This window comes from Arsenicicoccus dermatophilus, assembly GCF_022568795.1.
GTDB classification, from domain to species: Bacteria; Actinomycetota; Actinomycetes; order Actinomycetales; family Dermatophilaceae; genus Arsenicicoccus; species Arsenicicoccus dermatophilus.
Window position 1 is genome coordinate 2,604,297 of record NZ_JAKZHU010000001.1, and the last position, 22,701, is coordinate 2,626,997.

A 22,701-nucleotide genomic window follows, 5' to 3' on the forward strand; every position below is an offset into this window, starting at 1 on the left:
GGGGGCGGTCGGACCCGCCTGGGCGACGAGGCCCGGCGAGTCCGACCACCCCCGGCAGGTCGTGGACGTCAGACGCGGCGGCGGTAGGCCGAGGCGCCCATCAGGGCCGCGGGGACCGGGATGTCGAGCATGTTCTTCAGGCCCGGGGTGGCCTCGACGATGCGGGGCACGCAGTTGACCGCGATGCCCTTGGTGGCCGTGCCACCGGCATACTCCGGCGTGATCTGCATGTTGATCTCGGGCATGCCCTTGATGGTGATGTAGTCGCCCGTGCCCTGGCCCTCCAGCTCCGGGAGGACCTGCTGGGGGTGGATCAGGGTGAGGACGACCTCGTCGCCGCGGTAGCCCAGGAGGGTCTGCTTGCAGCCGGCGACCATGCCCGGCTCGACCACGATGTGGGGGGTCTCGCGGCGGACCGTGGAGATGATCGGCTCGCGGCGCTGCTCGATGCGGTCCACGCCCAGGCCCAGCGCGTCGGAGATCATCCGGGCCGACTCGGGGAAGCCGATGTGGCCGTCGACCGAGCCGTCCTCGACGCCCTTGAGGAACTCCTCCTCGGACAGGCCGACGCCCTGCGTGCGCATGACGGTCGGGCCGTAGGGGCTCAGGTCGTTGACGCGGGAGGCCTCGATCGAGGTGACCTCGTGGCAGCCGGCGGTCAGGGCGACGACCAGCATGTCCATGGACAGGCCCGGGTTGACGCCGGTGCCGATGATCGAGACGCCGTTGGCCTTGGCGAGCTCGTCGAGCTCCTTGGCCAGCTCGGGGCTCTGCGCCTCGGGGGACGCCATCTCCTCGGCGATGGAGACGCAGTTGATGCCGGCCTTGAGGATGGTGCGCAGGTCGTCCATCTGCTCCTCGACCCAGGAGGTCGTGGCGATGACGACGCAGTCGACCTTGTCCTTGTCGAGCACGCTCGCCGGGTCGTCGGTGACCTGGACGCCGAGGTGGTCGACGCCGAGGACCTCACCGAGGTCCTTGCCGACGTAGTCCGGGCGGCTGTCGATGCCGCCGACCAGCTGGAAGCCCTCCTTGCCCGCCATGAGCTTGGCCATGCCGCTGCCCATCGCGCCGAGGCCCCACTGGACGACCCTGATTCGCTCCATCGCAATGCTCCTTGGTCCGCGCCCCGCGGCCGCCCCGGATGCCTCGGGGTCCGTCACCGCTGACGCCTCTTCCCGGAGGATACACAGCGCGGATGACCCTGCCGTGAGCGGGATCCGGGCGACGTTTGCCCTGGTGGGTGACGTTATGCAGGCGGTCCCGACGCCACGCAGGCCAACACCTTCTCGGCATGCGGGCGGGTGGTTGGGTATGCCGATCGGGGACCGGATCGAGAGCCCGGATCAGGGGCCTGGACGGGGGTCCGGGCCGGGGGTCCGGGCCGGGGGTCCGGGTCAGCGCAGCGCGACGGGCCGGTGCAGCCCGACGGGTCAGTGCAGCGCGCCGCCCGCCGCGGCCGCCCGGTCGGACTGGCCGCGTGCCTTGAGGTCCTTGCGGATCTCCATCGGCAGCGAGAAGCTCAGCGACTCCTCGGCCGCCGTGACCGCGTGGACGTCGGCATAGCCGCGCGCCGCCAGCCGGTCCAGCACCTCGCGCACCAGCACCTCGGGGACGCTCGCGCCGCTCGTGACGCCCACGGTGGTGACCCCGTCCAGCCAGGCCTCGTCGATCTCGTCGGCGTAGTCGACCAGGTGCCCGGCGCGCGCCCCGTGCTCCAGGGCGACCTCGACCAGGCGCACGGAGTTGGAGGAGTTGCGCGAGCCGACCACGATCATCAGGTCGGTGTCCGGGGCCATCTGCTTGACCGCGAGCTGACGGTTCTGCGTGGCGTAGCAGATGTCGTCGCTCGGCGGGTCCTGCAGGCGCGGGAACTTCGCGCGCAGCCGGCGCACCGTCTCCATGGTCTCGTCGACGCTGAGCGTGGTCTGGCTCAGCCACACGACCTTGTCCGGGTCACGCACCTCGACGTGCTCCACGGCGTCCGGGTTGTCCACGATCGTGATGTGCTCGGGCGCCTCGCCGCTCGTGCCCACGACCTCCTCGTGACCCTCGTGGCCGATGAGCAGGATGTCGTAGTCCTCGTCGGCGAAGCGCACGGCCTCGCGGTGCACCTTGGTGACCAGCGGGCACGTGGCGTCGATGGTCTTGAGGCTCAGCGCCCGGGCCTCGTCGTGGACCACGGGGGCGACACCGTGGGCGCTGAAGACGACCGTCGCGCCCTCGGGCACCTCGTCGGTCTCGTCCACGAAGATCGCACCACGCCGCTCCAGCGTGGAGACCACGTGCTTGTTGTGGACGATCTGCTTGCGCACGTAGACCGGCGGGCCGTAGAGCTCCAGCGCCTTCTCCACGGTCACGACGGCACGGTCGACGCCGGCGCAGTAGCCACGAGGGGCGGCGAGCAGGACGCGCTTGGCGGAGGGCTGCGGGTCGGTCACCCCCCCAATCCTAGGCGAGCGCCCGACCCCGGCCGCCCTTCCGGCATACACCCCCAGGGATCTCCCCTCCCGCCCCCGCTTCCGCCACTAGGGCGTGTCTCCCAAAGGTGAGCGTGGTGACACGCGATTGTCGGTGTCATGTCGCGGATGCAGGTGCTCTCGGATAGCGAGTGGGTGCTGATCGAGCCGTTCATGCCGTGCGCGGATGGCAAGCGGGGCAGGCGATTTCGTGACCACCGGACCGTGGTCGAGCCGATCATCTACCGGTACCGGACCGGGATCGCGTGGCGGGACCTGCCGGGCGAGTTCGGGCCCTGGCAGACCGTGTGGAAGCGACACCGCCGGTTCGCCGGTGACGGGACCTGGGACCGGGTGCTGACGGCTCTGCTGGCCCGTGCGGACGCGGCGGGGGTCATCGACTGGGACGTCGCTGTCGACTCCACGATCAACCGCGCCCACCAGCACGCGACGAACACCACCCGCCTCGCGGGGGGATCTGTCGAATCACAAGAATCTGCTGTCCGAGCCGGCTGACCACGCCATCGGCAGGTCACGCGGCGGGTTGTCCACGAAGGTCCACCAGCTGTGCGACGGCCAGGGGCGACCGATCGCGGTGCTGCTCGGTCCTGGTCAGGGCAGCGACAGCCGGATGTTCACCAACCTGCTCGACGCCGTACGGGTCCCGCGCCCAGGCCCGGGCCGCCCACGCACGACCCCGGACGCGGTCATGGCCGACAAGGCCTGCTCCAGTCGAGCCCACCGCGCGCTGCTCCGGCGGCGCGGGATCACCACCGCGATCGCCGAGCCCCGCGACCAACGCGCCAACCGCAAACGCCGCGGCTCTGCCGGTGGGCGCCCCCGAAGACCGACCCTGGCCTGTACGCCAAACGCCACGTCGTCGAGAACGGTTTCGAACGCTTCAAGCAATGGCGCGCCATCGCGACCCGCTACGACAAGCTCGCCATCACCTACCGCGCCGGCATCCTCCTACACGCCATCACCCTCTGGCTACCAGCATTAAGAGACACGCCCTAGGGGCAAGTGGCGGTGATCCCACGGCGTGTCGCGCCCCTTTGTGGCAGCTCGCGCGCACCTGTGGATAGCGCTTAGGGTCGTTTGACCCAGTTTGCTTTGATCTGCGTATGCCGAGAGACATCGTCATCCCCCCGCAGCTCGGCTCCCGGTTCACGGTCGCCCAGGCCTACGACGCCGGCATGAACCGTCACGCCCTGCGCCTCGCCGCCCTGCACGCCCCCACGCGCGCCGTCCGCACCCTCCTGCCCGCGGCCACCCTCGACGACCGGCTCCAGGACCTGCTCCTCGTGCTGCCCGAGCGTTGCGCCTTCAGCCACGACACGGCAGCCCGGCTGTGGGACCTGCCGCTGCCCACCCCCTGGACCCCCGACGAACCCGTCCACGTGATGACCCCCGACACGGTGCGCCAACCCCGACGCCGCGGCGTCGTCGCTCACGCCGGCCTGGACCGCCGCGAGACCGTCCCACTCCCCGCCGGCGGCCAGGTCACCTCCGCCGCAGACACCTGGGCCGACCTCGCCTGCCGGATCTCGCTCGACCGGCTGATCGTGGCGGGGGACGCGCTCTTCCCGCCGCGGGAGCACCGCGCGACCCTCGACAACCTGTGGGCCGCCGCCGCACGGCTCAGCCGCGGGCGGCGCCGTGCTGTCGAGGCCCTCGCCCTGATTCGCCCCGACAGCGCCTCCCCCATGGAGACGCTGACCCGCCTGCTGCTCGTGCGCGGCGGACTGCCCGAGCCCGAGCTCAACGTGCCCGTCACCGACGACGACGGGGTCTTCCTGGGGTATGGCGACCTGGTGTGGCAGCAGGCGCGGGTGGTCGTGGAGTACGACGGCGACCAGCACCGCACCGACCGGGCGCAGTGGCAGCACGACCACCGGCGGCTCCGCCGGATGCGGGCGGCAGGGTGGACCGTGATCGTGCTGACGTATGACGACGTGCGGCGCACCCCCGCGGCCACGGTGGCCCTGGTGGCGCGGGCGCTCGCCGACTGAGCACCGCCGACGATCACGACGATGCCGAGAAGGACCGGATCCCGCCAGGGGCAGCGGCACGTCGCCCGCGCCAGGGCGAGGCAGCCAGGTGTGCATGAGGGTCGGGTGCCATCCGACGCCATGCCGCACGGCTACGAGAGCTTCGCCGACGCCTTCGCCACCCACTCCGCCGTCTCCCCCTACAACGCGCACTACGACCGACCCGCCGTCCTGGGCCTGGTCGGTGACGTCCGCGGCCTTGACGTCCTCGACGCGGGGTGCGGAGCCGGCCACTACCTCGGCGAGCTCGACGCCCGACGCGCACACGTCGCCGGGACGGTTCATCCGACCGCGGACTGGCTCCGGATCGGCGGGTCCTACTTCACCGACGAGGTGCGCCACGACGTCTGGAGCGACGACTGGCCGGTCGTCTTCCGCCGCGCTCCCCTCGGCGTGCAGGTCGACGACGTGACGGGCGCCGGCTTCCTCGTCGAGCGGATCGTCGAGATGCGACCTGCCCCGTCGATGACGGCCCTCGACCCGGCTCTCGCCCAGCGGCTCGACGCCGAGACCGGCTTTCTCGCGCTGCGACTGCTCGCTCGCTGACACCTCCCCCCGCTCGGCGATCGATCGTCGAGGACGACCAGGGCTGCCGCGGGCGGGCTGCACGGAGCCGGAGACACCCCGAGCACCCTGGCTCGCCCGGGCACCGGTCTCGTCCGAGCACCCCGCTGAGCCCCCCGCCCCGGCATACACCCTGACGGGAGAACGGGCCCGCCCCGCTCGACCAGGCCACCAGGCCCCTGCTCGACCCCGCCAGACCCACCCGTCGCGACGATCCCTGGAACCGCCCCGCCGGAATCCCGCCACTTGCCCCTAGTGGCGGCGACACGCCGCGCAAACCCCGCCACTTGCCCCTAGTGGTCGCGGCACGCCGTGCCCCGCGTGGTCGCGACACGCCGCGCGAACACCCCCACTTGCCCCTGATGGCCAGCAGGATCGGGGGGTGAGCACCCTCCCCGAGCGCGCCAACCAGACGACGGCCGAGCAGCCGTGGCCCGTCCGCGTGCTCTCGATGAAGATCGCGGACTACGTCGACAAGATGTCCGGGCTGTGGGTCGAGGGGCAGGTCGTCCAGCTCAACCGCCGCCCGGGCGCCGGGCTCGCCTTCCTCGTGCTGCGCGATCCCGACGTCGACATGTCCCTGTCGGTGACCCTCCCCACGCAGGTCCTCGACCGGCTCCCCACCCCGCTCGCCGACGGCGCCCGCGTGGTGGTGCAGGCCAAGCCGACCTTCTGGACCAGGCGCGGCACCCTTCAGCTCGAGGGTCGCCAGGTCCGCGCCGTCGGGGTGGGCGAGCTCCTCGCCCGGCTCGAGCACCTCAAGTCGGTGCTGCGCGCCGAGGGCCTCTTCGACGCCGCCCGCAAGCGACCGCTGCCCTTCCTCCCCCGCCGGGTCGGCCTCGTCTGCGGGCGGGCCAGCCAGGCCGAGCACGACGTGGTCGAGAACGCCCGACGCCGTTGGCCCGCGGTCGACTTCGAGATCCGGCGGGTCGCCGTGCAGGGCGCGAGCGCGGTCGCCGAGGTGTCCGCCGCGGTCCGCGAGCTCGACGCCATGGGCGACGTCGACGTCATCGTGGTCGCCCGCGGCGGCGGCGCCGTCGAGGACCTCCTGCCCTTCAGCAACGAGGCGCTCGTCCGCGTGGTCGCCGACTGCCTCACACCCGTCGTCAGCGCCATCGGCCACCACGAGGACACCCCGCTGCTCGACCACGTCGCCGACTGGCGCGCCTCCACCCCCACCGACGCGGGCAAGCGGGTCGTGCCCGACCTCGCCGAGCAGCGGCGCACCGTGTCCGTCGCCTCCGAGCGGCTCGAGCGGGCGATCCGGTCGTATGTCGACCGCGAGCGCCGCGGCCTGAGCGCGCTCCTCTCGCGACCGGTGATGGCCGACCCCACCACCCTGGTGACGCAGCGCCGCCACGAGATCACCCGCCTCGTCGACCGCGCCACCCGCCGGGTGGAGTCGACGGTGCAGCGGGACCGCGCCCGATTGGAGGGAGTCGCCGGGCGCCTGCGGACCCTGTCGCCGCTCGGGACGCTGGAGCGCGGCTACGCCGTGGTGCAGCACGAGGACGGCTCGGTGGTCACCGGCCGCGAGGACGTGGCGCCGGCGGAGCTGCTGCGGGTGCGGGTGTCCGACGGCGACTTCGGGGTCACCGTCCTGGGCTGAGCCGGGCGCCTGCGCGGGCGGCCCGTCTCAGGGCAGCGCGTCGGTCTGCGCCCAGCGCGTGAATCTCGCCTCGGCGTGCGGGCGGCGAGCCCGCTCAGCCCTGGTCCGCCGCGGCCTCGGCGTCCTGCGCCGCGAGGTGCGCCTCGGCCCGGTCCAGGAAGCTCGCGCAGTGCGCCGCCAGCGCCTCGCCGCGCTCCCACACCCGCAGGCTCTCCTCGAGGGGCAGCTGACCAGCCTCCAGGCGCGACACGATCGAGACGAGCTCGTCCCGCGCCGCCTCGTAGGTCAGCTCGTCGACGGGGCGCTCGGTCGTGGGGGTCTGCTCGGCCATGCGTCCACCCTAGGTGCAGCGGGCGGTCGTGCCGGGTCGACGCGGCGGCCGGTACGGCGCCGGGTTACGGCGGGGCGGGGTCAGTGCGCCGGGTCGGGACGGCACCCGCCGGCCCGGCGCGCGGCCACCCGCCCCAGCACCCCAGCGCCCGGTCAGCGCAGCGCGGGGGTCACCTTCGCGGCATACGCCATCGCCCGGTCGCAGCTCTCTCCCGTCTCGATCACGCTGGTCAGACCCTCGTCGCCCCGCCGCACCAGGGTGCAGCCCGCCGCGGAGGCGAAGCTGTCCATCGGCACCGACCCGACGCGCACGGCGCCGGCGGACGGCCGGCCCTTGACCTGCGCGTCGATCCAGCCCGGGGTGGCCTTGGCGGTCTGGGTGAGCGCGACGTAGTGCTGCTCACCCTCGACGTACCGCACCTGCCAGGTCCGCAGCCCGTCGGCGCCCGGCTCGAGCCGTGCCGCGGTGGGAGCCCAGCCCCCTCCGAGGCCCTCGACGGTCCCGAGCTGCCACCCGGTCGCGCGGCGGGCCTCGCCGACCACGCCGCGCACGTCCACGGTCGGGCGGGCGACCTGGTCGGGGCGGACCACCAGGGCGTAGAACACGAGGACCAGGGCGGTGACCGCGAGCGTGGACCAGATCATCGACTTCGTGGTGCCGTGCAGGTGCGGGTTGCGGCGCGCGGGCGGCTCCGGGCGCGCGGGCGCCTCCTGCGTGGCTCCCCCGCGCGGCGCGTCCGCCTCCGGGCGGGGATCCCTCTGCAAGGGCCCCTCCGCCCGCTCCGGGTGCGGGCTGCTGTCGGCGGTGGCGCTGGTGCTCATGGGCCCATCGTCGCGACTGGACCCCTCGTTGCCCAAACCCGACAGGCCGTCACCCACGGCGAGCCCGGGTCGCGTCCAGCCGGACCACCGCCTCCTGGAAGCCGGCCGCCTGGTCGCCGCCGAAGGCATGCCTGACCTCGATGCGGCGGGTCTCGTCGCTCGCCGCGCGGGTCGCCTCGCCCGGCGCGCTGCACGCGCCGAGGGCCAGCGCCACGGCGGCGACGGCTGGCAGGGCCCGGACGGGAGCGCGCACGAGGACCTCCTGGGTGGCGAGGCGGGGCGGCGGATCGGTGCCGGCGGGGTGGGAATGGTGCCGGCTGGGTGGGAGTGGTGCCGGCGCGGGGTCCGCGCCCCGGCTGGGAGGCGCGGACCCCGCGAGGGTGCTGCGGATCAGCCCTTGACCGCGCCTGCCGTCATGCCGCGCACCAGGAAGCGCTGCAGCACGACGAAGACCAGCATCGGCAGGATCATCGACAGGAAGGCTCCGGCCGTCAGCAGCTCGGCACCCTGGCCCTGGGTGCCCAGCAGGCCCTGGAGCTTGACGATCACGGTGCTGTTGTCGGACTTCAGGAACAGCTTGGCGATGAGCAGGTCGTTCCACACCCACAGGAACTGCAGCGTGGCGAACGCCGCGATCGCCGGCATCGACATGGGGAACACCAGCCGCCAGAAGGTCTGGTAGTGACCGCAGCCGTCGATCTTGGCCGACTCGACGATGGAGCGCGGCAGCGTCGCCATGTAGTTGCGCAGGGTGTAGACGGCCAGCGGCATGCCGAAGCCGGTGTGCAGCAGCCAGACCGCGATGTACTGCCCGGAGATGCCCAGGTGTCGCGGCCCGAGCAGGTCGAGCAGCGGCTGGAAGGCCACCTGGATCGGGACCACCATCACCGCGACGATGATGACGAACAACGCGTCCTTGCCCGTGAAGTCCATGAACGTGAAGGCGTAGGCCGCGAAGGCCGCGAACATGATCGGCAGGATGGTCGCGGGGATCGCCACCACGATGGAGTTGAGCAGCGCGGTGCCCATGTCGGCCTGGTCGAAGACCTTGGCGTAGTTGCCGGTCGTCCACCCCGCCCCGAAGGGGTCGAGCAGCGTCGTCCACCAGCCCGATGTGGCCGCGTCGTCCTTGGTGCGGAAGGACGTGACCAGCAGGCCGAGGGTGGGCAGGCACCACAGCAGGGACATCAGCACCATCGAGACGATGGCCACCCAGCTGCGGGGGCGCCCGTCCTTCATGACCGAGCGGTGCCGGCGGGCCGTGGGCTCGGTGACCGGGGTGCCCGCGGGGGCCGAGGGTGTCGTCGCCAGGGCGCTCATCGGTTGGCCTCCTGCTCGCGGAACATCTTCACCTGGTAGATCAGCACCGGCAGGATCAGGATCAGCAGGATCACGACGATCGCCGAGGCCTTGCCCGCGTTGCTGTTGGCGAACATCTCGTTGAAGAAGAGGTTCGCGATGACATTGGTCTTGTCGCGCCCGTTGGTGAGGACGTAGACGATGTCGAAGACCTTGAGCACGAGGATCACCGTGGTGATGAAGACGCTGAGGATCGTGCCCCAGATCTGCGGGATGACGACCTTCCAGAAGATCTGCCACTCGTTGGCGCCGTCGATGCGGGCGGCCTCGAGCGTGTCGTCCGGCACACCCTTGATCGCCGACGACAGCAGCACCATCGCGAAGCCCACCTGCAGCCAGACCAGGATGATCATCAGCAGCAGCGAGTTGAGGCGGCCCGAGGAGATCGTCAGCCAGGTCTGCGGGCTCCCGCCGAGGGCGGTGTACATCGCGTTGAGCAGACCGGTCTGCGAGGTGCCCTCGGGGTTCCAGGCATACACGAGGTTCCAGATCGCCGACGCACCGACGAAGCTGATCGCCATGGGCAGGAAGATCGCCGACTTGGCGAGCTTCTCCCCCTGCGGCGAGAGCTTGTCGGCGAGGACGGCGACCACGACGCCGAGCGCCACGGTGGACGCCGGGACGATCAGCAGCCACAGGAAGTTGTTGAGCAGGGACTCCCGGAAGCCCTGGTCGCCGAAGACGTCCTGGTAGTTCTTGGCCCCGACCCACGCCGTGCTGTCGTTGTTGGCGAAGGAGTAGACGATCGTCTGGACCGTCGGGTAGAGCAGCATCAGCGCCATCAGGCCGAAGCCCGGCAGCAGGAAGGCGTAGGGGATCAGGCCTTCGGACATCTTGCGGGGCAGCGCCTCGACGAAGACGTTGAGGAAGAAGAACAGCAGGAAGGCCCCACCGACGCCCGCGGCGAGGGCGATCAGGCCGATGAGGACCTTGGAGCTGCCGAACCACTGGGGGTAGTACGCGAGCGCCAGGAAGAGGTTGGCGACGGCCCAGACGACGACGCCCATGCCGACCAGGCCGAGGACCAGCCGGGCGGGCGAGAGCCGACCGTCGTCCACCGGCCCGGCGAGAGGGTCGGTGCCACCGGGTGCGGACGGCGAGGCGGGGGCGCGATCCACGGCCGTGCTCATCGCTGGGGCCAGCTCTGCTCGATGGCGTCGGCGACCTGCTGGGAGCTCTTGGTGCCGTTGACCCAGTCGACCATGCCGGTCCAGAAGGTGCCGGAGCCGACCTCCTTGGGCATCAGGTCCGAGCCGTCGAAGCGGAAGACGTCGGCGGTGGTCGCCATCGTGGCGACGTTGCGGGTCGTCTCGTCCGGGTAGTTCTTCATGTCGAAGGTCTTGTGCGGCGACAGCCAGCCGCCGGCTCTGGCCCACTCGGCGCCGAAAGCGTCGGAGGACAGGAACTCCATGACCTTCTTGGCGTCGGGGTCGGTCCCGTTGAACAGCGCGGCCAGGTCACCACCGCCGAGGATCGGCTTGCCCTTGTAGCCGCCCGCGAAGGCCGGGAAGGGATAGGTGCCCACCTGGTTGTCCAGGTCGGCCTGGACGTTCTTGGGGTAGAACGTCGTCGCGAAGTTCCCCTGGCGGTGCAGCATGCACCTCGGGGGGTTGCTGAACGCGGGCGTCATGGCCAGGCCGAACTTGGTGCTGAGGACGGCCTTGTTCCCGCCATACACCATGCCCGGGGCCTTGTAGATCTTGCCGAGCTCGTCGAGGGCCTTGACGATGCGCGGGTCGTTGAACGGGATCTTGTGCGAGGTCCACCGGTCGTAGACCTCGGGGCCGTACATCCGCAGGACGTACTCCTCCAGCCAGTCGGTGCCGACCCAGCCGGTGGCCTGGTCGGAGTTCCAGGCGATGCACCAGGGGGCGATGCCCTTGGCCTTGATCTGGTCGGCGACCGTGTAGACGTCCTGCACGGTGGCGGGCGCCTTGTCGTAGCCGCCCGCGGTGTAGGCGGCCTTCGGGTACCAGATGATCGACTTCACGGCCATGCGCATCGGCGCGCCGTAGACGCGGCCCTTGTAGCGCGAGGCGTCCATGAAGCCGGGGACCAGCGAGCTGTTGAGCTTGTCGTAGTCCAGGTAGGAGTCGATCGGCTGGATCTTGCCCTGGGCGGCCATCTCGAGGAGACCGCCGGGCTGGGGGAAGAGGCCGATGTCGGGCGAGTCGCCGGAGCTGGCCTTGGACTTGATCGTGGTGGCGAAGTCCTGGTCACCGACGTACTTCACCGTGATGCCGCTGCGCTCCTGGAACTTCTTGAGCGACTCGGTGAAGAGCTTCTCCTCGTCACCACCGAAGGCACCGAGGATCGTGACCTCCTTGTCGCCGACCGCGCTGCCGCCCTTGACCGCGCCGTTCAGTCCGCCGGCGCTGTCACCGCCGGTCGAGGCCGGGTTCTGCAGGCAGGCGCTGGTGGACATCGCCACGACGCCGCACAGGAGGGCGGCGGTGGAGAGCGTGCGCATCCGCATGGCATTCCTCATCCCTGCTCAGCCGCACGACGGGCGTCGCGCGCACGGCAGGGAGATCGGGGAGGCACGCGACGCTGCGGGCGGACTTTGACGGTTTTGTCCCCATCACTATCAAGTTCTTTGAACGTTCCGTCAACGGGGAGTGAACTCCTGCAACGATCCTGTGACCGGGGGGCGTTCTCCCGACCCTCCGGCGGTATGCCGACCGGCGGCCCTCATCACGCGCTCCCCACCGCGTCACGGCGCGGCACCCGGGCCTAGGCTGGGGCCGAGAGATGGCAGCCCCGCGCTGCCCCGCCCGAGGAGCAGGAGTCCAGTCACATGCCCGAGTTCGCCTACGAAGCCATCCTGGGACACGGTCACGACGAGACGCCCTACCGCAAGCTCACCTCCGAGGGCGTGGAGCTGGTCGACGGTCCCGACGGCCGCCAGTTCCTCAAGGTCGCCCCCGAGGCGCTGCGGCTGCTGGCCGAGACCGCCATGCACGACATCGCGCACTACCTGCGCCCCGGCCACCTGGCCCAGCTGCGCAAGATCCTCGACGACCCCGAGGCGAGCAACAACGACAAGTTCGTCGCCCTGGACCTGCTCAAGAACGCCAACATCGCCGCGTCCGGCGTGCTGCCCATGTGCCAGGACACCGGCACCGCCATCGTCAAGGGCGAGCGCGGCCAGCACGTGCTGACCGAGGGCGTCGACGAGGAGCCCCTGTCGCGCGGCATCTTCGACGCCTACACCGCACTCAACCTGCGCTACTCGCAGAACGCCCCGGTCACCATGTGGGACGAGAAGAACACCGGCAACAACCTGCCGGCGCAGATCGAGATCTACGCCGACACCGAGCGCGGCCACGAGACAGAGTACTCCTTCCTGTTCATGGCCAAGGGCGGCGGCTCCGCCAACAAGTCGTACCTCTTCCAGGAGACCAAGGCGATCCTCAACCCGGACGCCATGATGACGTTCCTGGACGAGAAGATCCGCGGCCTCGGCACCGCCGCCTGCCCGCCCTACCACCTGGCGATCGTCGTGGGCGGCACCTCCGCCGAGTTCGCCCTCAAGACCGCGAAGTACGCCTCCGCGCGCTACCTCGACACCATGCCCACCACCGGCAACCCCGCCACCGGCCGCGGCTTCCGCGACCTGGAGATGGAGGAGCAGGTCCTCGAGCTCACCCGCAGGCAGGGCATCGGCGCGCAGTTCGGCGGCAAGTACTTCTGCCACGACGTGCGCGTGATCCGTCTCCCGCGCCACGGCGCCTCGCTGCCCGTCGCCATCGCCGTCTCCTGCTCGGCCGACCGTCAGTGCCGCGCCAAGATCACCCCCGAGGGCGTCTTCATCGAGCAGCTCGAGATGGAGCCCGGCCAGTTCCTCCCCGACAACACCGACGAGCACCTCGTCGAGGAAGGAGAGGAGGGCGCGGGCACGCCGGACGTGGTCGAGATCGACCTGTCCCGGCCGATGGACGAGATCCGCGCCGAGCTCAGCAAGCACCCGATCAAGACCCGCCTGTCGCTGACCGGCACCCTGGTCGTCGCCCGCGACATCGCCCACGCCAAGATCCGCGAGCGCCTGGACGCCGGCGAGGAGATGCCGCAGTACCTCAAGGACCACCCGGTCTACTACGCCGGCCCCGCCAAGACCCCCGAGGGCATGCCGTCCGGCTCCTTCGGCCCCACCACGGCCGGGCGCATGGACTCCTACGTCGACCAGTTCCAGGCCGCCGGCGGATCGATGGTCATGCTGGCCAAGGGCAACCGCTCCACGCAGGTCACCGAGGCCTGCCAGAAGCACGGCGGCTTCTACCTCGGGTCCATCGGCGGCCCCGCCGCCCGCCTCGCCCAGGACTGCATCAAGAACGTCGAGGTGCTGGAGTACCCCGAGCTCGGGATGGAGGCCGTCTGGAAGATCGAGGTCGAGGACTTCCCGGCCTTCATCGTGGTCGACGACAAGGGCAACGACTTCTTCGCGGAGTTCGCCAAGCCCGTCGCCATGACCATCCAGAAGCGCCCGGGACTGGACGGATGACCGCCGCCGGACCACGTCCGGGCTCCCCGGCCGAGGCCTGGCGCTGGCTGCTCGAGGGCAACCGCCGCTTCGTCGCCGGCGAGCGCCTGCACCCCAACCAGGACGTCGACCACCGCTCCGAGCTCGCCTCGGGCCAGCGGCCGTTCGCGGTGCTCTTCGGCTGCGCGGACTCCCGGGTCGCCGCCGAGATGATCTTCGACCAGGGACTCGGCGACCTCTTCGTCGTGCGCACGGCCGGGCACGTCCTGGACCCCTGCGTGGTCGGCTCCCTGGAGTTCGGCGCCGGTGTCCTCGGCACCCCGCTCGTCGTGGTCATGGGCCACGACGCCTGCGGTGCGGTCAAGGCCGGGATCTCCGCCACCGACAGCGGCGAGATCCCCGGCGGCTACATGCGCGACCTGGTCGAGAAGGTCATGCCCTCCGTCGTCCAGGCCCGCAGCCAGCACGGCCCCCAGGCGAGCGCCGAGGAGATCGGCGCCTGGCACGTCCGCCGCACCGTGCGGATGCTGGCCGAGCGCTCCACCCTCGTCCAGGACCAGATCCGCTCCGGTCGCCTGGCGATCGTCGGCATCAACTACCGGCTCGCCGAGGGCGACGTCCACTACATCGACCACGTCGGCGACATCGGGGACCTGCGCCCCGGTGTCCGGCCCGTATGACGGCGGGCACCTCCCAGGCGGTCGACGCCACACCGGACGACGCCGACCGGAGGGCCGATGCCTCCCGGGTCGGCGTCGCCCCCGCGGCCGACGCGGCGGCGCCCCACGTGTCGGCGCCCCACGTGTCGGCGCTGCGGGTGCACCCGCTCAAGTCGGCGGCCCCGCTCCCCCTCGACGAGGCGCACGTCGACCCCTGGGGGCTGCGAGGCGACCGGCGGTGGATGCTCGTCGAGACCGACGGCCAGATGGTGACAGCCCGCAAGGACCCGCTCCTGCTCCACGTCACCGCGACCCCGGCGGGCGGCCTGGACGAGCCCCGGCTCCGACTGGCCGCCCCAGGCCGACCCGCGCTGGAGGTGACGGCGGACGGGACGTCATACCTGCCCAGCACGATCTGGGGGGCCGACGTCCGCGGGCGCCACGTGCCCGCCGCCGACGCCTGGCTGGCCGAGGTCGTGGGACGGCCGGTGCGCCTGCTGTGGTGCGACGACCCGCAGGACCGCCAGATCGACCTCGACCACGCGGAGCCCGGCGAGACGGTCGTCTACCAGGACGGCTTCCCGCTCCTGCTCACCACGACCGCCTCGCTCGGGCTGGTGCAGCGGTGGGTCGACGACGCGGCTCGGGAGCAGGGCACCGGTCCGGTGCCGCTGACGATGGCGCGGTTCCGACCCAACGTCGTGGTCGACGGGGCCCTCGAGCCGCTCGTGGAGCAGGGCTGGGACCGGGTCCGCATCGGCGAGGTGACCTTCCGGATGGCCAAGCACTGCGGCCGCTGCGTCATGACGACCTACGACCCGGTGACCCTCGCCAAGACCAAGGAGCCGCTGCGGTCGATCGCTGCCCACAACACCATCGGCGGGCGGATCGTCTTCGGCGTCAACCTGGTGCCCGAGTCCACCGGCACGTTGCACCTCGGCGACCCGGTCGTGCCATCGCCCTGACCGACACCCACGGTCCGGGGCGTCGACGGTGCGCCGCGCCGCGGGGCACGACCGCGAGGAGCCCGCACCGAGATCGGTGCGGGCCCCTCCTCGGCGCTCAGAGGTCGAGCAGCAGGGTCGCCGGGCGCTCCAGGCAGTCGGCGACGTAGCGGATGAACCCGCCTGCCGTGCCGCCGTCACACACCCGGTGGTCGAAGGTCAGCCCGATGGTGCCGACCTTGCGGACCGCGAGCTGCCCGTCGACGACCCAGGGCTTGTCGATCATCCGCCCCACACCGATCATCGCGGCCTCGGGGTGGTTGATGATCGGGGTCGATCCGTCGACGCCGTAGCCGCCGTAGTTGTTGAGCGTGAAGGTGCCGCCGGTCATCTCCGCGGGCGACAGCGTCCCGGCCATCGCCTTGTCCGTCAGGTCCCGCAGCGCCAGCGACAGCTGCTCCAGCGACATCCCGCCGGCGCCGTGGACGACCGGCACGACGAGCCCGCGCGGCGACTGCGCCGCGAAGCTCAGGTTGATGTCGCCGCGGACGACGACCTCGCCGGCGGCCGTGTCCATCGTGGAGTTGAGCTCGGGGAACGTCCGCAGCCCCGCGACCATGACCCGCGCCAGCAGGGCGAGCACCCCGATGCGGGCCTCGGGCCGCGCCTCGGCGAGCTGCTTGCGGACCGCGAGGAACTCGGTCGCGTCGACGTCGACCCAGGTGGTCGCGTCCGGGATCTCGCGCCGCGAGGTCGCGAGCCGGGCCGCGATGGTCCCCCGGATCCCGGTCAGCGGGATCCGGCGGTCCTGACCGGAGGTGGGGCGCGCGGCGGGGTCCGGCGCGGCCTGGGCCCGGGCCTCCTGCCCGCCCTGGGCGCGGCGCTCGACCGCGGCCATCACGTCCACGCGCCGGATCACCCCGCCGGGAGCGGTGGGCGTGACCGTGCGCAGGTCGACACCGTGCTCGGCGGCGAGGGTGCGGACGAGCGGGGAGATGACGCGTATGGCGGACCCCGGCCGGCTGGACACCTCGGCGTCACCGGCCCCGGCGCTCACCCCTGGCTGCTGGCCGACGACGCGCGCGCCGCCCGCCGCGACCTCGCCGGGCGCGTCGACGGTGGGGAGGTCCGCGTCGGGCACGGCCGGACCGGACGAGGGCAGCGAGGACCCGGCGGCCGCCCGGGTGGGCACGCCCGCCCGACGACGGCGGGTGCGCGAGCCCTCGGAGGTGCCGTAGCCGATGAGTACGTTGCCCGACCCGGCGCGTTCCTCCTCGCGGTAGTCCTCGACGGGCTGGCCGCTGGGGGCGGTGGCGCCGTCGGCGGTGCCGGAGCCCGTCGTCGCGTCGCCCGGGGCCCCCACGGCCACGGTGATGAAGGGCTTGCCCACGTCCATGACCTGGCCGGCGTCGCCGTGCAGGGTGACCACCGTGCCGGCATACGGGCAGGGCAGCTCGACCTGTGCCTTGGCGGTCTCGACGGTGGCGATGGGCTGGTCGACGGTGACCTGGTCACCGACCCCGACCAGCCAGCTGACGACCTCGGCCTCGGTCAGTCCCTCGCCGAGGTCGGGCAGCAGGAAGACCTTGTCGCTCATCGCCCGCCCCCGAGACCCTCGGAGCCGGCCGCCGCGCCGCCCAGGTGGCGGATGTCGGGCTGGTCGTCCCACTGCAGCCGGGCGATGGCGTCCAGCACCCGGTCGACCGACGGCAGGTGCAGGTGCTCGATCTTGGGTGCGGGATAGGGCACGTCGAAGCCGGTCACCCGCAGGACGGGCGCGGCCAGGGAGTGGAAGGCGCGCTCCTGCACGCGCGCGGCGATCTCGGCGCCGACCCCGGCGAAGCCCTGCGCCTCCTGCAGCACCACGCAGCGACCGGTGCGCCGCACCGAGGCCACGATCGTCTCGTCGTCGAAGGGCACGAGGGACCGCACGTCGACCACCTCGACGTCCCAGCCCTCCTCGCGGGCCGCGTCAGCGGTCTCCAGCGCGACCGACAGGGTCGGGCCGTAGGCGACGAGGGTCACCGCCCGGTCGGTCGTCGCGGGTCGCCGCACGGCCGCCCGCCCCATGACCTGGTCCCAGGTGAGCTCGCCGGTGCCCCAGCGGGCGGACAGGTCGTCGAGGTCGACGTCGTCCTTGGACCAGTAGAGCCGCTTGGGCTCCATGAAGACCACGGGATCGGGGCAGTCGATGGCTGCCCGGAGGAGCAGGTAGGCGTCCTCGACCGTGGCGGGGGTGACGACCTTGAGCCCGGGGGTCGCGACGTAGTACGCCTCGGAGGAGTCGCAGTGGTGCTCCACTCCCCCGATGCCGCCGGCGAAGGGGACCCGGATCGTCATCGGCACGGTCACCGAGGCGCGGGTGCGGTTGCGCATCTTGGCGACGTGCGAGGCGATCTGCTCGAAGGCCGGGTAGGCGAAGGCGTCGAACTGCATCTCCACGACGGGCCGGAACCCGGCGAGGCACAGCCCGATCCCGAAGCCCACGATGCCGGACTCGGCGAGCGGGGTGTCGAAGCACCGCTCCTCGCCGTAGGTCGCGGCGAGGCCGTCGGTGATCCGGAAGACGCCGCCGGCCACGCCCACGTCCTCGCCGAAGACGAGGACGTCCTCGGAGGCGACGATGGCGTCGGCGAGCGCCCGGTTGAGCGCGGAGGCAAAGGTCGCGGCGCTCATCGGGCGCCCTCCTCGTCGGTGTCGGCCTCGGCGGCCAGCTCGGCGTGCAGCATCTCCTGCTGCTCGCGCAGCTGCGGCGTCGGCTCGGAGTAGACGTGGACGAACAGGTCGTCGGGGCTGGTCACCGGGTCGGCGTTCATCCGCTCGCGCAGGTCGGCGGCAAGGCGCTCGCCCTCGGCCTTGCACTCCTCGACGAAGGCGTCGTCGACCAGACCCCGGCTGCGCAGGTAGGCCTCGAGCCGGGCCACCGCGTCCTCGTGCGCGATCGCCTCCAGCTCCTCGGGGGTGCGGTAGCGCAGGTGGTCGTCGGCGTTGGTGTGCGCCTCGAGGCGGGTGGTGTGCAGCTCGACGAGCACCGGTCCCTTGCCCGCCCGGGCCCAGGCCACGGCCTTGTTGAGCACCGCGAGGGTGGCGACCGCGTCGTTGCCGTCGACCTGCTCGCAGACCACGCCGTAGCCGATCCCCTTGTAGGCCAGCGACGGCGCCTTGGTCTGCTTGCTGAGCGGTACCGAGATGGCCCAGCCGTTGTTCTGCACCACGAAGACCGCGGGCACCTGGAAGACCGCGGCGAAGTTCAGCCCCTCGTGGAAGTCGCCCTCGCTCGTCGCGCCGTCCCCGATGAAGGCCAGCGCCACCGTGTCCCGTCCGCGGCGCTGCTCGCCGTGGGCGACGCCGGCCGCGTGCAGCAGCTGGGTGGACAGCGGGGTGCACTGGGCGGCCACGTGCGTCTTCGCGACGTCATACCCGCAGTGCTGGTCGCCGCGCAGCAGCGTCAGGACCTCGACCGGGTCGATGCCGCGGGAGACCAGGGCGACCGAGTCGCGGTAGGTCGGGAAGACCCAGTCGCCGTCCTGCAACGCGAGCATCGCCCCCACCTGGCAGGCCTCCTGGCCGCGGGAGGAGGGGTAGACCGCGAGGCGCCCCTGCTTGGTCAGCGCCGTCGCCTGGATGTCGAAGCGCCGGCCGACCACCATCTTGCGGTAGGCCTCGACGAGCTGCTCCGGCTCGGGCTCGGTGTAGTCGTCCGTGATCGGCTCCACCCGGTTGCCCGCGTCGTCCAGGAAGCGCACCGGCTCCGGGGCCGGGATCAGTCCTCGCTGGAAGGGCTCGTGGTGCTGCTCCTGCTCGGACCCCCCGGTCCGGGCCGCCTGTGCGGCAGCCCTCCCGGCGACCCGGTCCGCGGCGGCGGGCCCGGTCGGGGCCTGCTCGGGTGTCATCGTCGACGACCTCCACGTATGTCGGGACGAGCGGCCTCGTCGCCGCCCGCCGTGTGCCTCGTCATCGTCCGCCCATCCGGGGCGGGAAAGCAATTCGGCCGGGACCGGTGTGACGCCGGTCCCGGCCGCAGCCGTGCGAGCTCGCTCAGAGGCAGAGCCGGTCCTTGACGACGCCCGCCAGGCGCTCGGCGACCGCCTGGGCCTGCTCCTGGGTCTGCGCCTCGACCATGACCCGCACGAGGGGCTCGGTGCCGGACTTGCGCAGCAGCACGCGCCCGGTCCCCTGCAGCTCCTGCTCGGCCTCACGAACCGCGTCCTGGACGCCCTCGTCGGCGCCGACCCGGTCCTTGTCGACGCCCTTGACGTTGATGAGCGTCTGGGGCAGGCGGGTCATCACCGAGGCGAGATCGGCGAGCGACCGGCCGGACTGGACGACGCGGGAGGCGAGCATCAGGGCCGTCAGCACGCCGTCACCGGTGGTGCCGTGGTCGAGCATGATGACGTGGCCGGACTGCTCGCCGCCGAGCGAGAGCCCGTTGGCGCGCATGTCCTCCAGGACATAGCGGTCGCCGACGGCGGTCTGGCGGGTGGTGATGCCCTCGCGCTCCATGGCCTGCAGCAGGCCGAGGTTGCTCATCACGGTGATGACGAGGGAGTCCTCGGCCAGGCGGCCCTGCTCGCGCAGCGACAGGGCCAGGATCGCCATGATCTGGTCGCCGTCGACGACGTTGCCCTCGGCGTCGCAGGCCAGGCAGCGGTCGGCGTCCCCGTCCCAGGCGACCCCGAGGTCGGCACCGCGGGCCACGACAGCCTCGCACAGGCCCTCCAGGTGGGTGGAGCCGTAGCCGTCGTTGATGTTGAGCCCGTCGGGCGAGGCGCCGATCACGTCGACCGTCGCACCGGCCCGCTCGAAGACCTGCGGCCCGACCTGGCTGGCGGCGCCGTGGGCGGCGTCCACCACGACGTGCAGACCGTCGAGGCGCGTGGGCACGGCCGCGAGCAGGTGCTCCATGTAGAACTCCGCGCCCTGCGGGAAGGGGCGGATCCGGCCGACGCCGGCCCCCGTGGGGAGGTCGTCGACCGAGCCCTCGTTCTCCAGCTGCGCGAGGATCTCGTCCTCCTCCGCGTCGGACAGCTTGTGCCCGCCCTTGGCGAGGAACTTGATGCCGTTGTCGGGCATGGCGTTGTGCGACGCGGACAGCACCGCGCCGATGGAGGCGTTCATCCGCCCGGTGAGGTAGGCGATGGCCGGGGTCGGCAGGACGCCCGCGTCGAGCACGTCGACGCCCGCCGAGGCCAGACCCGCGCACACGGCCGCACCGAGGAACTCACCGGAGGCGCGGGGGTCACGACCCACGACCGCGACGGACCGGTGACCGCCGAAGGCGCCCCGGTCCCCCAGTGCCCGGGCCCCGGCTGCGGACAGCCGCAGCGCCAGGTCGGCGGTGATGTCACGGTTGGCGAGTCCGCGGACCCCGTCCGTGCCGAAGAGTCGTCCCACAGGTGGCCTTTCGTCGTCGGGCGCATGTCGCCCAGGGGTGAGGTGCGACACGACCGTACTACGTGGCCCTCGCGCGACGACAAGACCGCCGGGTGACACCACCGCACGGCGGCCTCCTCGTGCCGAGGAGACCGCCGTGCGGTGGTGGTGCGGGGAGCCGAGGCTCCGACCGGTCCCGCGACGAGCGCGGGTGCCGGATCAGCGCTTGGAGTACTGAGGCGCCTTGCGGGCCTTCTTGAGACCGGCCTTCTTGCGCTCGGGGACGCGGGCGTCACGGGTGAGGAAGCCGGCCTTCTTCAGGACCGGACGGTTCAGCTCCTCGTCGACCTCGTTGAGCGAGCGGGCCACGCCGAGGCGAACCGCACCGGCCTGGCCGGAGGGGCCACCGCCGTGGACGCGGACGAGCACGTCGTAGGCGCCGTCGAGCTCGAGCACCTTGAGGGGCTCGTTGACGATCTGCTGGTGCACCTTGTTGGGGAAGTACTGCTCCAGGGTGCGGCCGTTGATCTTCCACTCGCCGGTGCCGGGGACGATGCGCACGCGGGCGATGGCCTGCTTGCGACGGCCGGTGCCGGCGCCGGGGGCGGAGGCGGAGGGCTTGCGGGCGGCCTCGACGGGGGCCGAGGACTCGCTGGTGTACTCGGTGAGCTCGGGCTCGTCGGTGTCGAGCTGGGCCTCGAAGTCGGTGCTGGTGTCAGCCATGTGTCAATCCTTGAATCTGTACTGGCAGCGTCGCGCGCGAGGCGATTACTGCGCGACCTGGGTGATCTCGAAGGGAACAGGCTGCTGAGCCTGGTGCGGGTGCTCGGCGCCGCGGTAGACCTTGAGCTTGGTCAGCTGCTGACGGGAGAGGGAGTTCTTGGGCAGCATGCCCCGGATGGCCTTCTCGACGGCGCGCGTCGGGTCCTTCTCCAGGAGCTCGGCGTAGGACGTGCTCTTCAGACCGCCCGGGTAGCCCGAGTGACGGTAGGCGCGCTTCTGCTCGAGCTTGGCGCCGGTGAGGGCGACCTTCTCGGCGTTGATGATGATGACGAAGTCACCGGTGTCGATGTGCGGCGCGAAGGTCGCCTTGTGCTTGCCGCGCAGGAGGGTGGCGGCCTGGACGGCCAGACGGCCGAGCACGACGTCGGTCGCGTCGATCACGTGCCAGGTGCGAGTGACCTCGCCCGGCTTCGGGGTGTACGTACGCACAGTGGTTCTGCCTTACGTTGACGATTGCTTCTGAGGCGTATGCCGTGGGCTCCCGGCGGGGGCACGCCCAGCAGAGGGCGCACGGCACAACAGTCATCCAGTCTACCGGGCAGGGCCCCGACCCCCAAACGACCGAGACGCACCCGCCATACCACCTCTGACCTGCGACGATGCGCCGCGGATGGATCTACGCACACCTCTTGTGCAAAGAAACTATGCAAAGATAGTGTGTATGCTGTGACAGACCAATCACCCCCTCCCCCGCTGTCCTCGGTCCGGCTCACCGCGGCCGCCGTCAAGGTCATGGCCCACCCGCTGCGCTCCCGCCTCGTGGGCGCCCTCCGACGCGAAGGCCCCTCCACCGCAACAGCTCTCGCCAAGGTCATGGGCACCAATAGCGGCGCCACGTCCTACCACCTGCGCAAGCTCGCCGAGGTGGGGCTGGTGACCGAGGTGGGCGATCGCCAGGGCCGGATCCGGCTGTGGGCGGCCTCGGCCGACCTCACGCGCTTCGACCCGAGCGACGTCGCCGACGACGAGGACGCCGACACCGCGCTCGGCTGGCTGGAGCGCGACTGGCTGCGGCACTTCGCCGACAAGTTCGGCGCCTGGCTCGACGCCCGGCACCGCTGGCCGCGCGCGTGGCAGGACGCGGCCGGCATGGGCGACCGGATGATCGTGGTCACCGACGTCCAGCTCCGCGAGCTGCAGCAGCGGGTCGGCGAGCTCGTCGAGTCCTACAGCACCGTGGGTCAGGGCAATCCCGAGGCCAAACGGGTCAACTACTACTACGTGGCCTATCCCATCGACATGGACAAGCCCCCACGCCGCCGATGACC

At 71.8% G+C, this 22,701-nt stretch carries 22 protein-coding genes and 1 pseudogene; 9 read left to right on the top strand and 14 right to left on the bottom strand.

All coding sequences use genetic code 11. The annotated features are described in order from the left end of the window. Nucleotides 1-68: 68 nt before the first annotated feature. A complete protein-coding gene (gene ord / locus MM438_RS12005) occupies nt 69-1,106 on the bottom strand; it encodes a 2,4-diaminopentanoate dehydrogenase (protein WP_241452778.1) in 1,038 nt (345 codons plus the stop codon). A 327-nt stretch (nt 1,107-1,433) separates the two neighbouring features. Beyond that, a complete protein-coding gene (locus MM438_RS12010) occupies nt 1,434-2,441 on the bottom strand; it encodes a 4-hydroxy-3-methylbut-2-enyl diphosphate reductase (RefSeq protein WP_241452779.1) in 1,008 nt (335 codons plus the stop codon). Nucleotides 2,442-2,579: 138 nt separating this feature from the next. Here MM438_RS12010 and MM438_RS16960 point away from each other — a divergent pair, with 138 nt between their 5' ends. From MM438_RS16960 to xseA, 5 genes and pseudogenes are all read left to right on the top strand, one after another. Continuing rightward, nucleotides 2,580-2,975, top strand: coding sequence for an IS5 family transposase (locus tag MM438_RS16960; RefSeq protein ID WP_277627934.1), 396 nt, complete (start codon nt 2,580-2,582; stop codon nt 2,973-2,975). A 28-nt stretch (nt 2,976-3,003) separates the two neighbouring features. Then, nucleotides 3,004-3,476 (top strand): annotated as a pseudogene (locus MM438_RS16965) (transposase). A gap of 107 nt (nt 3,477-3,583) precedes the next feature. Further along, a complete protein-coding gene (locus tag MM438_RS12020) occupies nt 3,584-4,471 on the top strand; it encodes an endonuclease domain-containing protein (RefSeq protein WP_241452780.1) in 888 nt (295 codons plus the stop codon). A 105-nt stretch (nt 4,472-4,576) separates the two neighbouring features. After that, nucleotides 4,577-5,056 carry a class I SAM-dependent methyltransferase gene (locus tag MM438_RS12025; RefSeq protein WP_241452781.1) on the top strand — a complete coding sequence of 160 codons (480 nt, stop codon included), beginning with the start codon at nt 4,577-4,579 and terminating at the stop codon, nt 5,054-5,056. Between the two features lie 400 nt (nt 5,057-5,456). Then, nucleotides 5,457-6,683, top strand: coding sequence for an exodeoxyribonuclease VII large subunit (xseA, locus tag MM438_RS12030; RefSeq protein ID WP_241452782.1), 1,227 nt, complete (start codon nt 5,457-5,459; stop codon nt 6,681-6,683). Between the two features lie 94 nt (nt 6,684-6,777). Here the strand turns inward: xseA and MM438_RS12035 are convergent, their stop codons facing one another. The 6 genes from MM438_RS12035 to MM438_RS12060 all read right to left on the bottom strand — a co-directional run bounded on the left by MM438_RS12035 (nt 6,778) and on the right by MM438_RS12060 (nt 11,664). Then, a complete protein-coding gene (locus MM438_RS12035; RefSeq protein WP_241452783.1) occupies nt 6,778-7,014 on the bottom strand; it encodes an exodeoxyribonuclease VII small subunit in 237 nt (78 codons plus the stop codon). A gap of 152 nt (nt 7,015-7,166) precedes the next feature. After that, nucleotides 7,167-7,835, bottom strand: coding sequence for a DUF4245 family protein (locus MM438_RS12040; protein ID WP_241452784.1), 669 nt, complete (start codon nt 7,833-7,835; stop codon nt 7,167-7,169). A gap of 49 nt (nt 7,836-7,884) precedes the next feature. Beyond that, on the bottom strand, nt 7,885-8,088 hold the full coding sequence (locus tag MM438_RS12045; RefSeq protein WP_241452788.1) for a hypothetical protein: 204 nt from the start codon (nt 8,086-8,088) through the stop codon (nt 7,885-7,887). 137 nt (nt 8,089-8,225) lie between these two features. After that, nucleotides 8,226-9,074, bottom strand: coding sequence for a carbohydrate ABC transporter permease (locus MM438_RS12050; protein ID WP_241453470.1), 849 nt, complete (start codon nt 9,072-9,074; stop codon nt 8,226-8,228). Nucleotides 9,075-9,151: 77 nt separating this feature from the next. After that, nucleotides 9,152-10,312 carry a carbohydrate ABC transporter permease gene (locus tag MM438_RS12055; protein ID WP_241452789.1) on the bottom strand — a complete coding sequence of 387 codons (1,161 nt, stop codon included), beginning with the start codon at nt 10,310-10,312 and terminating at the stop codon, nt 9,152-9,154. Between the two features lie 8 nt (nt 10,313-10,320). After that, a complete protein-coding gene (locus MM438_RS12060; RefSeq protein WP_241452790.1) occupies nt 10,321-11,664 on the bottom strand; it encodes an ABC transporter substrate-binding protein in 1,344 nt (447 codons plus the stop codon). 327 nt (nt 11,665-11,991) lie between these two features. On the opposite strand from MM438_RS12060, the gene MM438_RS12065 reads away from it, so the two are divergent. The 3 genes from MM438_RS12065 to MM438_RS12075 are packed head-to-tail and all read left to right on the top strand — an operon-like array spanning nt 11,992 to nt 15,298. Further along, nucleotides 11,992-13,695 carry a fumarate hydratase gene (locus MM438_RS12065; protein WP_241452791.1) on the top strand — a complete coding sequence of 568 codons (1,704 nt, stop codon included), beginning with the start codon at nt 11,992-11,994 and terminating at the stop codon, nt 13,693-13,695. After that, nucleotides 13,692-14,354 carry a carbonic anhydrase gene (locus MM438_RS12070; protein ID WP_241452793.1) on the top strand — a complete coding sequence of 221 codons (663 nt, stop codon included), beginning with the start codon at nt 13,692-13,694 and terminating at the stop codon, nt 14,352-14,354. Before MM438_RS12065 ends, MM438_RS12070 begins: the two co-directional genes overlap by 4 nt. Further along, nucleotides 14,351-15,298, top strand: coding sequence for an MOSC domain-containing protein (locus MM438_RS12075; RefSeq protein WP_241452794.1), 948 nt, complete (start codon nt 14,351-14,353; stop codon nt 15,296-15,298). The genes MM438_RS12070 and MM438_RS12075 overlap by 4 nt, the downstream gene beginning before the upstream one ends. Before the next feature lie 97 nt (nt 15,299-15,395). On the opposite strand, the gene MM438_RS12080 is transcribed toward MM438_RS12075, so the two are convergent. The 6 genes from MM438_RS12080 to rplM form a co-directional block, all read right to left on the bottom strand. Then, nucleotides 15,396-16,874, bottom strand: coding sequence for a dihydrolipoamide acetyltransferase family protein (locus tag MM438_RS12080; protein ID WP_241452795.1), 1,479 nt, complete (start codon nt 16,872-16,874; stop codon nt 15,396-15,398). Next, a complete protein-coding gene (locus tag MM438_RS12085; RefSeq protein WP_241452797.1) occupies nt 16,871-17,953 on the bottom strand; it encodes an alpha-ketoacid dehydrogenase subunit beta in 1,083 nt (360 codons plus the stop codon). Before MM438_RS12085 ends, MM438_RS12080 begins: the two co-directional genes overlap by 4 nt. Beyond that, nucleotides 17,950-19,170 carry a thiamine pyrophosphate-dependent dehydrogenase E1 component subunit alpha gene (locus MM438_RS12090; protein ID WP_241452799.1) on the bottom strand — a complete coding sequence of 407 codons (1,221 nt, stop codon included), beginning with the start codon at nt 19,168-19,170 and terminating at the stop codon, nt 17,950-17,952. The genes MM438_RS12085 and MM438_RS12090 overlap by 4 nt, the downstream gene beginning before the upstream one ends. Before the next feature lie 145 nt (nt 19,171-19,315). After that, the gene (glmM, locus tag MM438_RS12095; protein WP_241452803.1) at nt 19,316-20,671 is read right to left on the bottom strand and encodes a phosphoglucosamine mutase; all 1,356 of its coding nucleotides are present in this window, start codon (nt 20,669-20,671) and stop codon (nt 19,316-19,318) included. Between the two features lie 198 nt (nt 20,672-20,869). Continuing rightward, the gene (rpsI, locus tag MM438_RS12100; protein ID WP_241452804.1) at nt 20,870-21,373 is read right to left on the bottom strand and encodes a 30S ribosomal protein S9; all 504 of its coding nucleotides are present in this window, start codon (nt 21,371-21,373) and stop codon (nt 20,870-20,872) included. 45 nt (nt 21,374-21,418) lie between these two features. Continuing rightward, on the bottom strand, nt 21,419-21,862 hold the full coding sequence (gene rplM, locus MM438_RS12105) for a 50S ribosomal protein L13 (protein ID WP_241452806.1): 444 nt from the start codon (nt 21,860-21,862) through the stop codon (nt 21,419-21,421). Nucleotides 21,863-22,099: 237 nt separating this feature from the next. On the opposite strand from rplM, the gene MM438_RS12110 reads away from it, so the two are divergent. Next, entirely contained in the window at nt 22,100-22,699 is a 600-nt protein-coding gene (locus MM438_RS12110; protein ID WP_241452808.1) for a helix-turn-helix domain-containing protein, read from the top strand. Nucleotides 22,700-22,701: the final 2 nt, after the last annotated feature.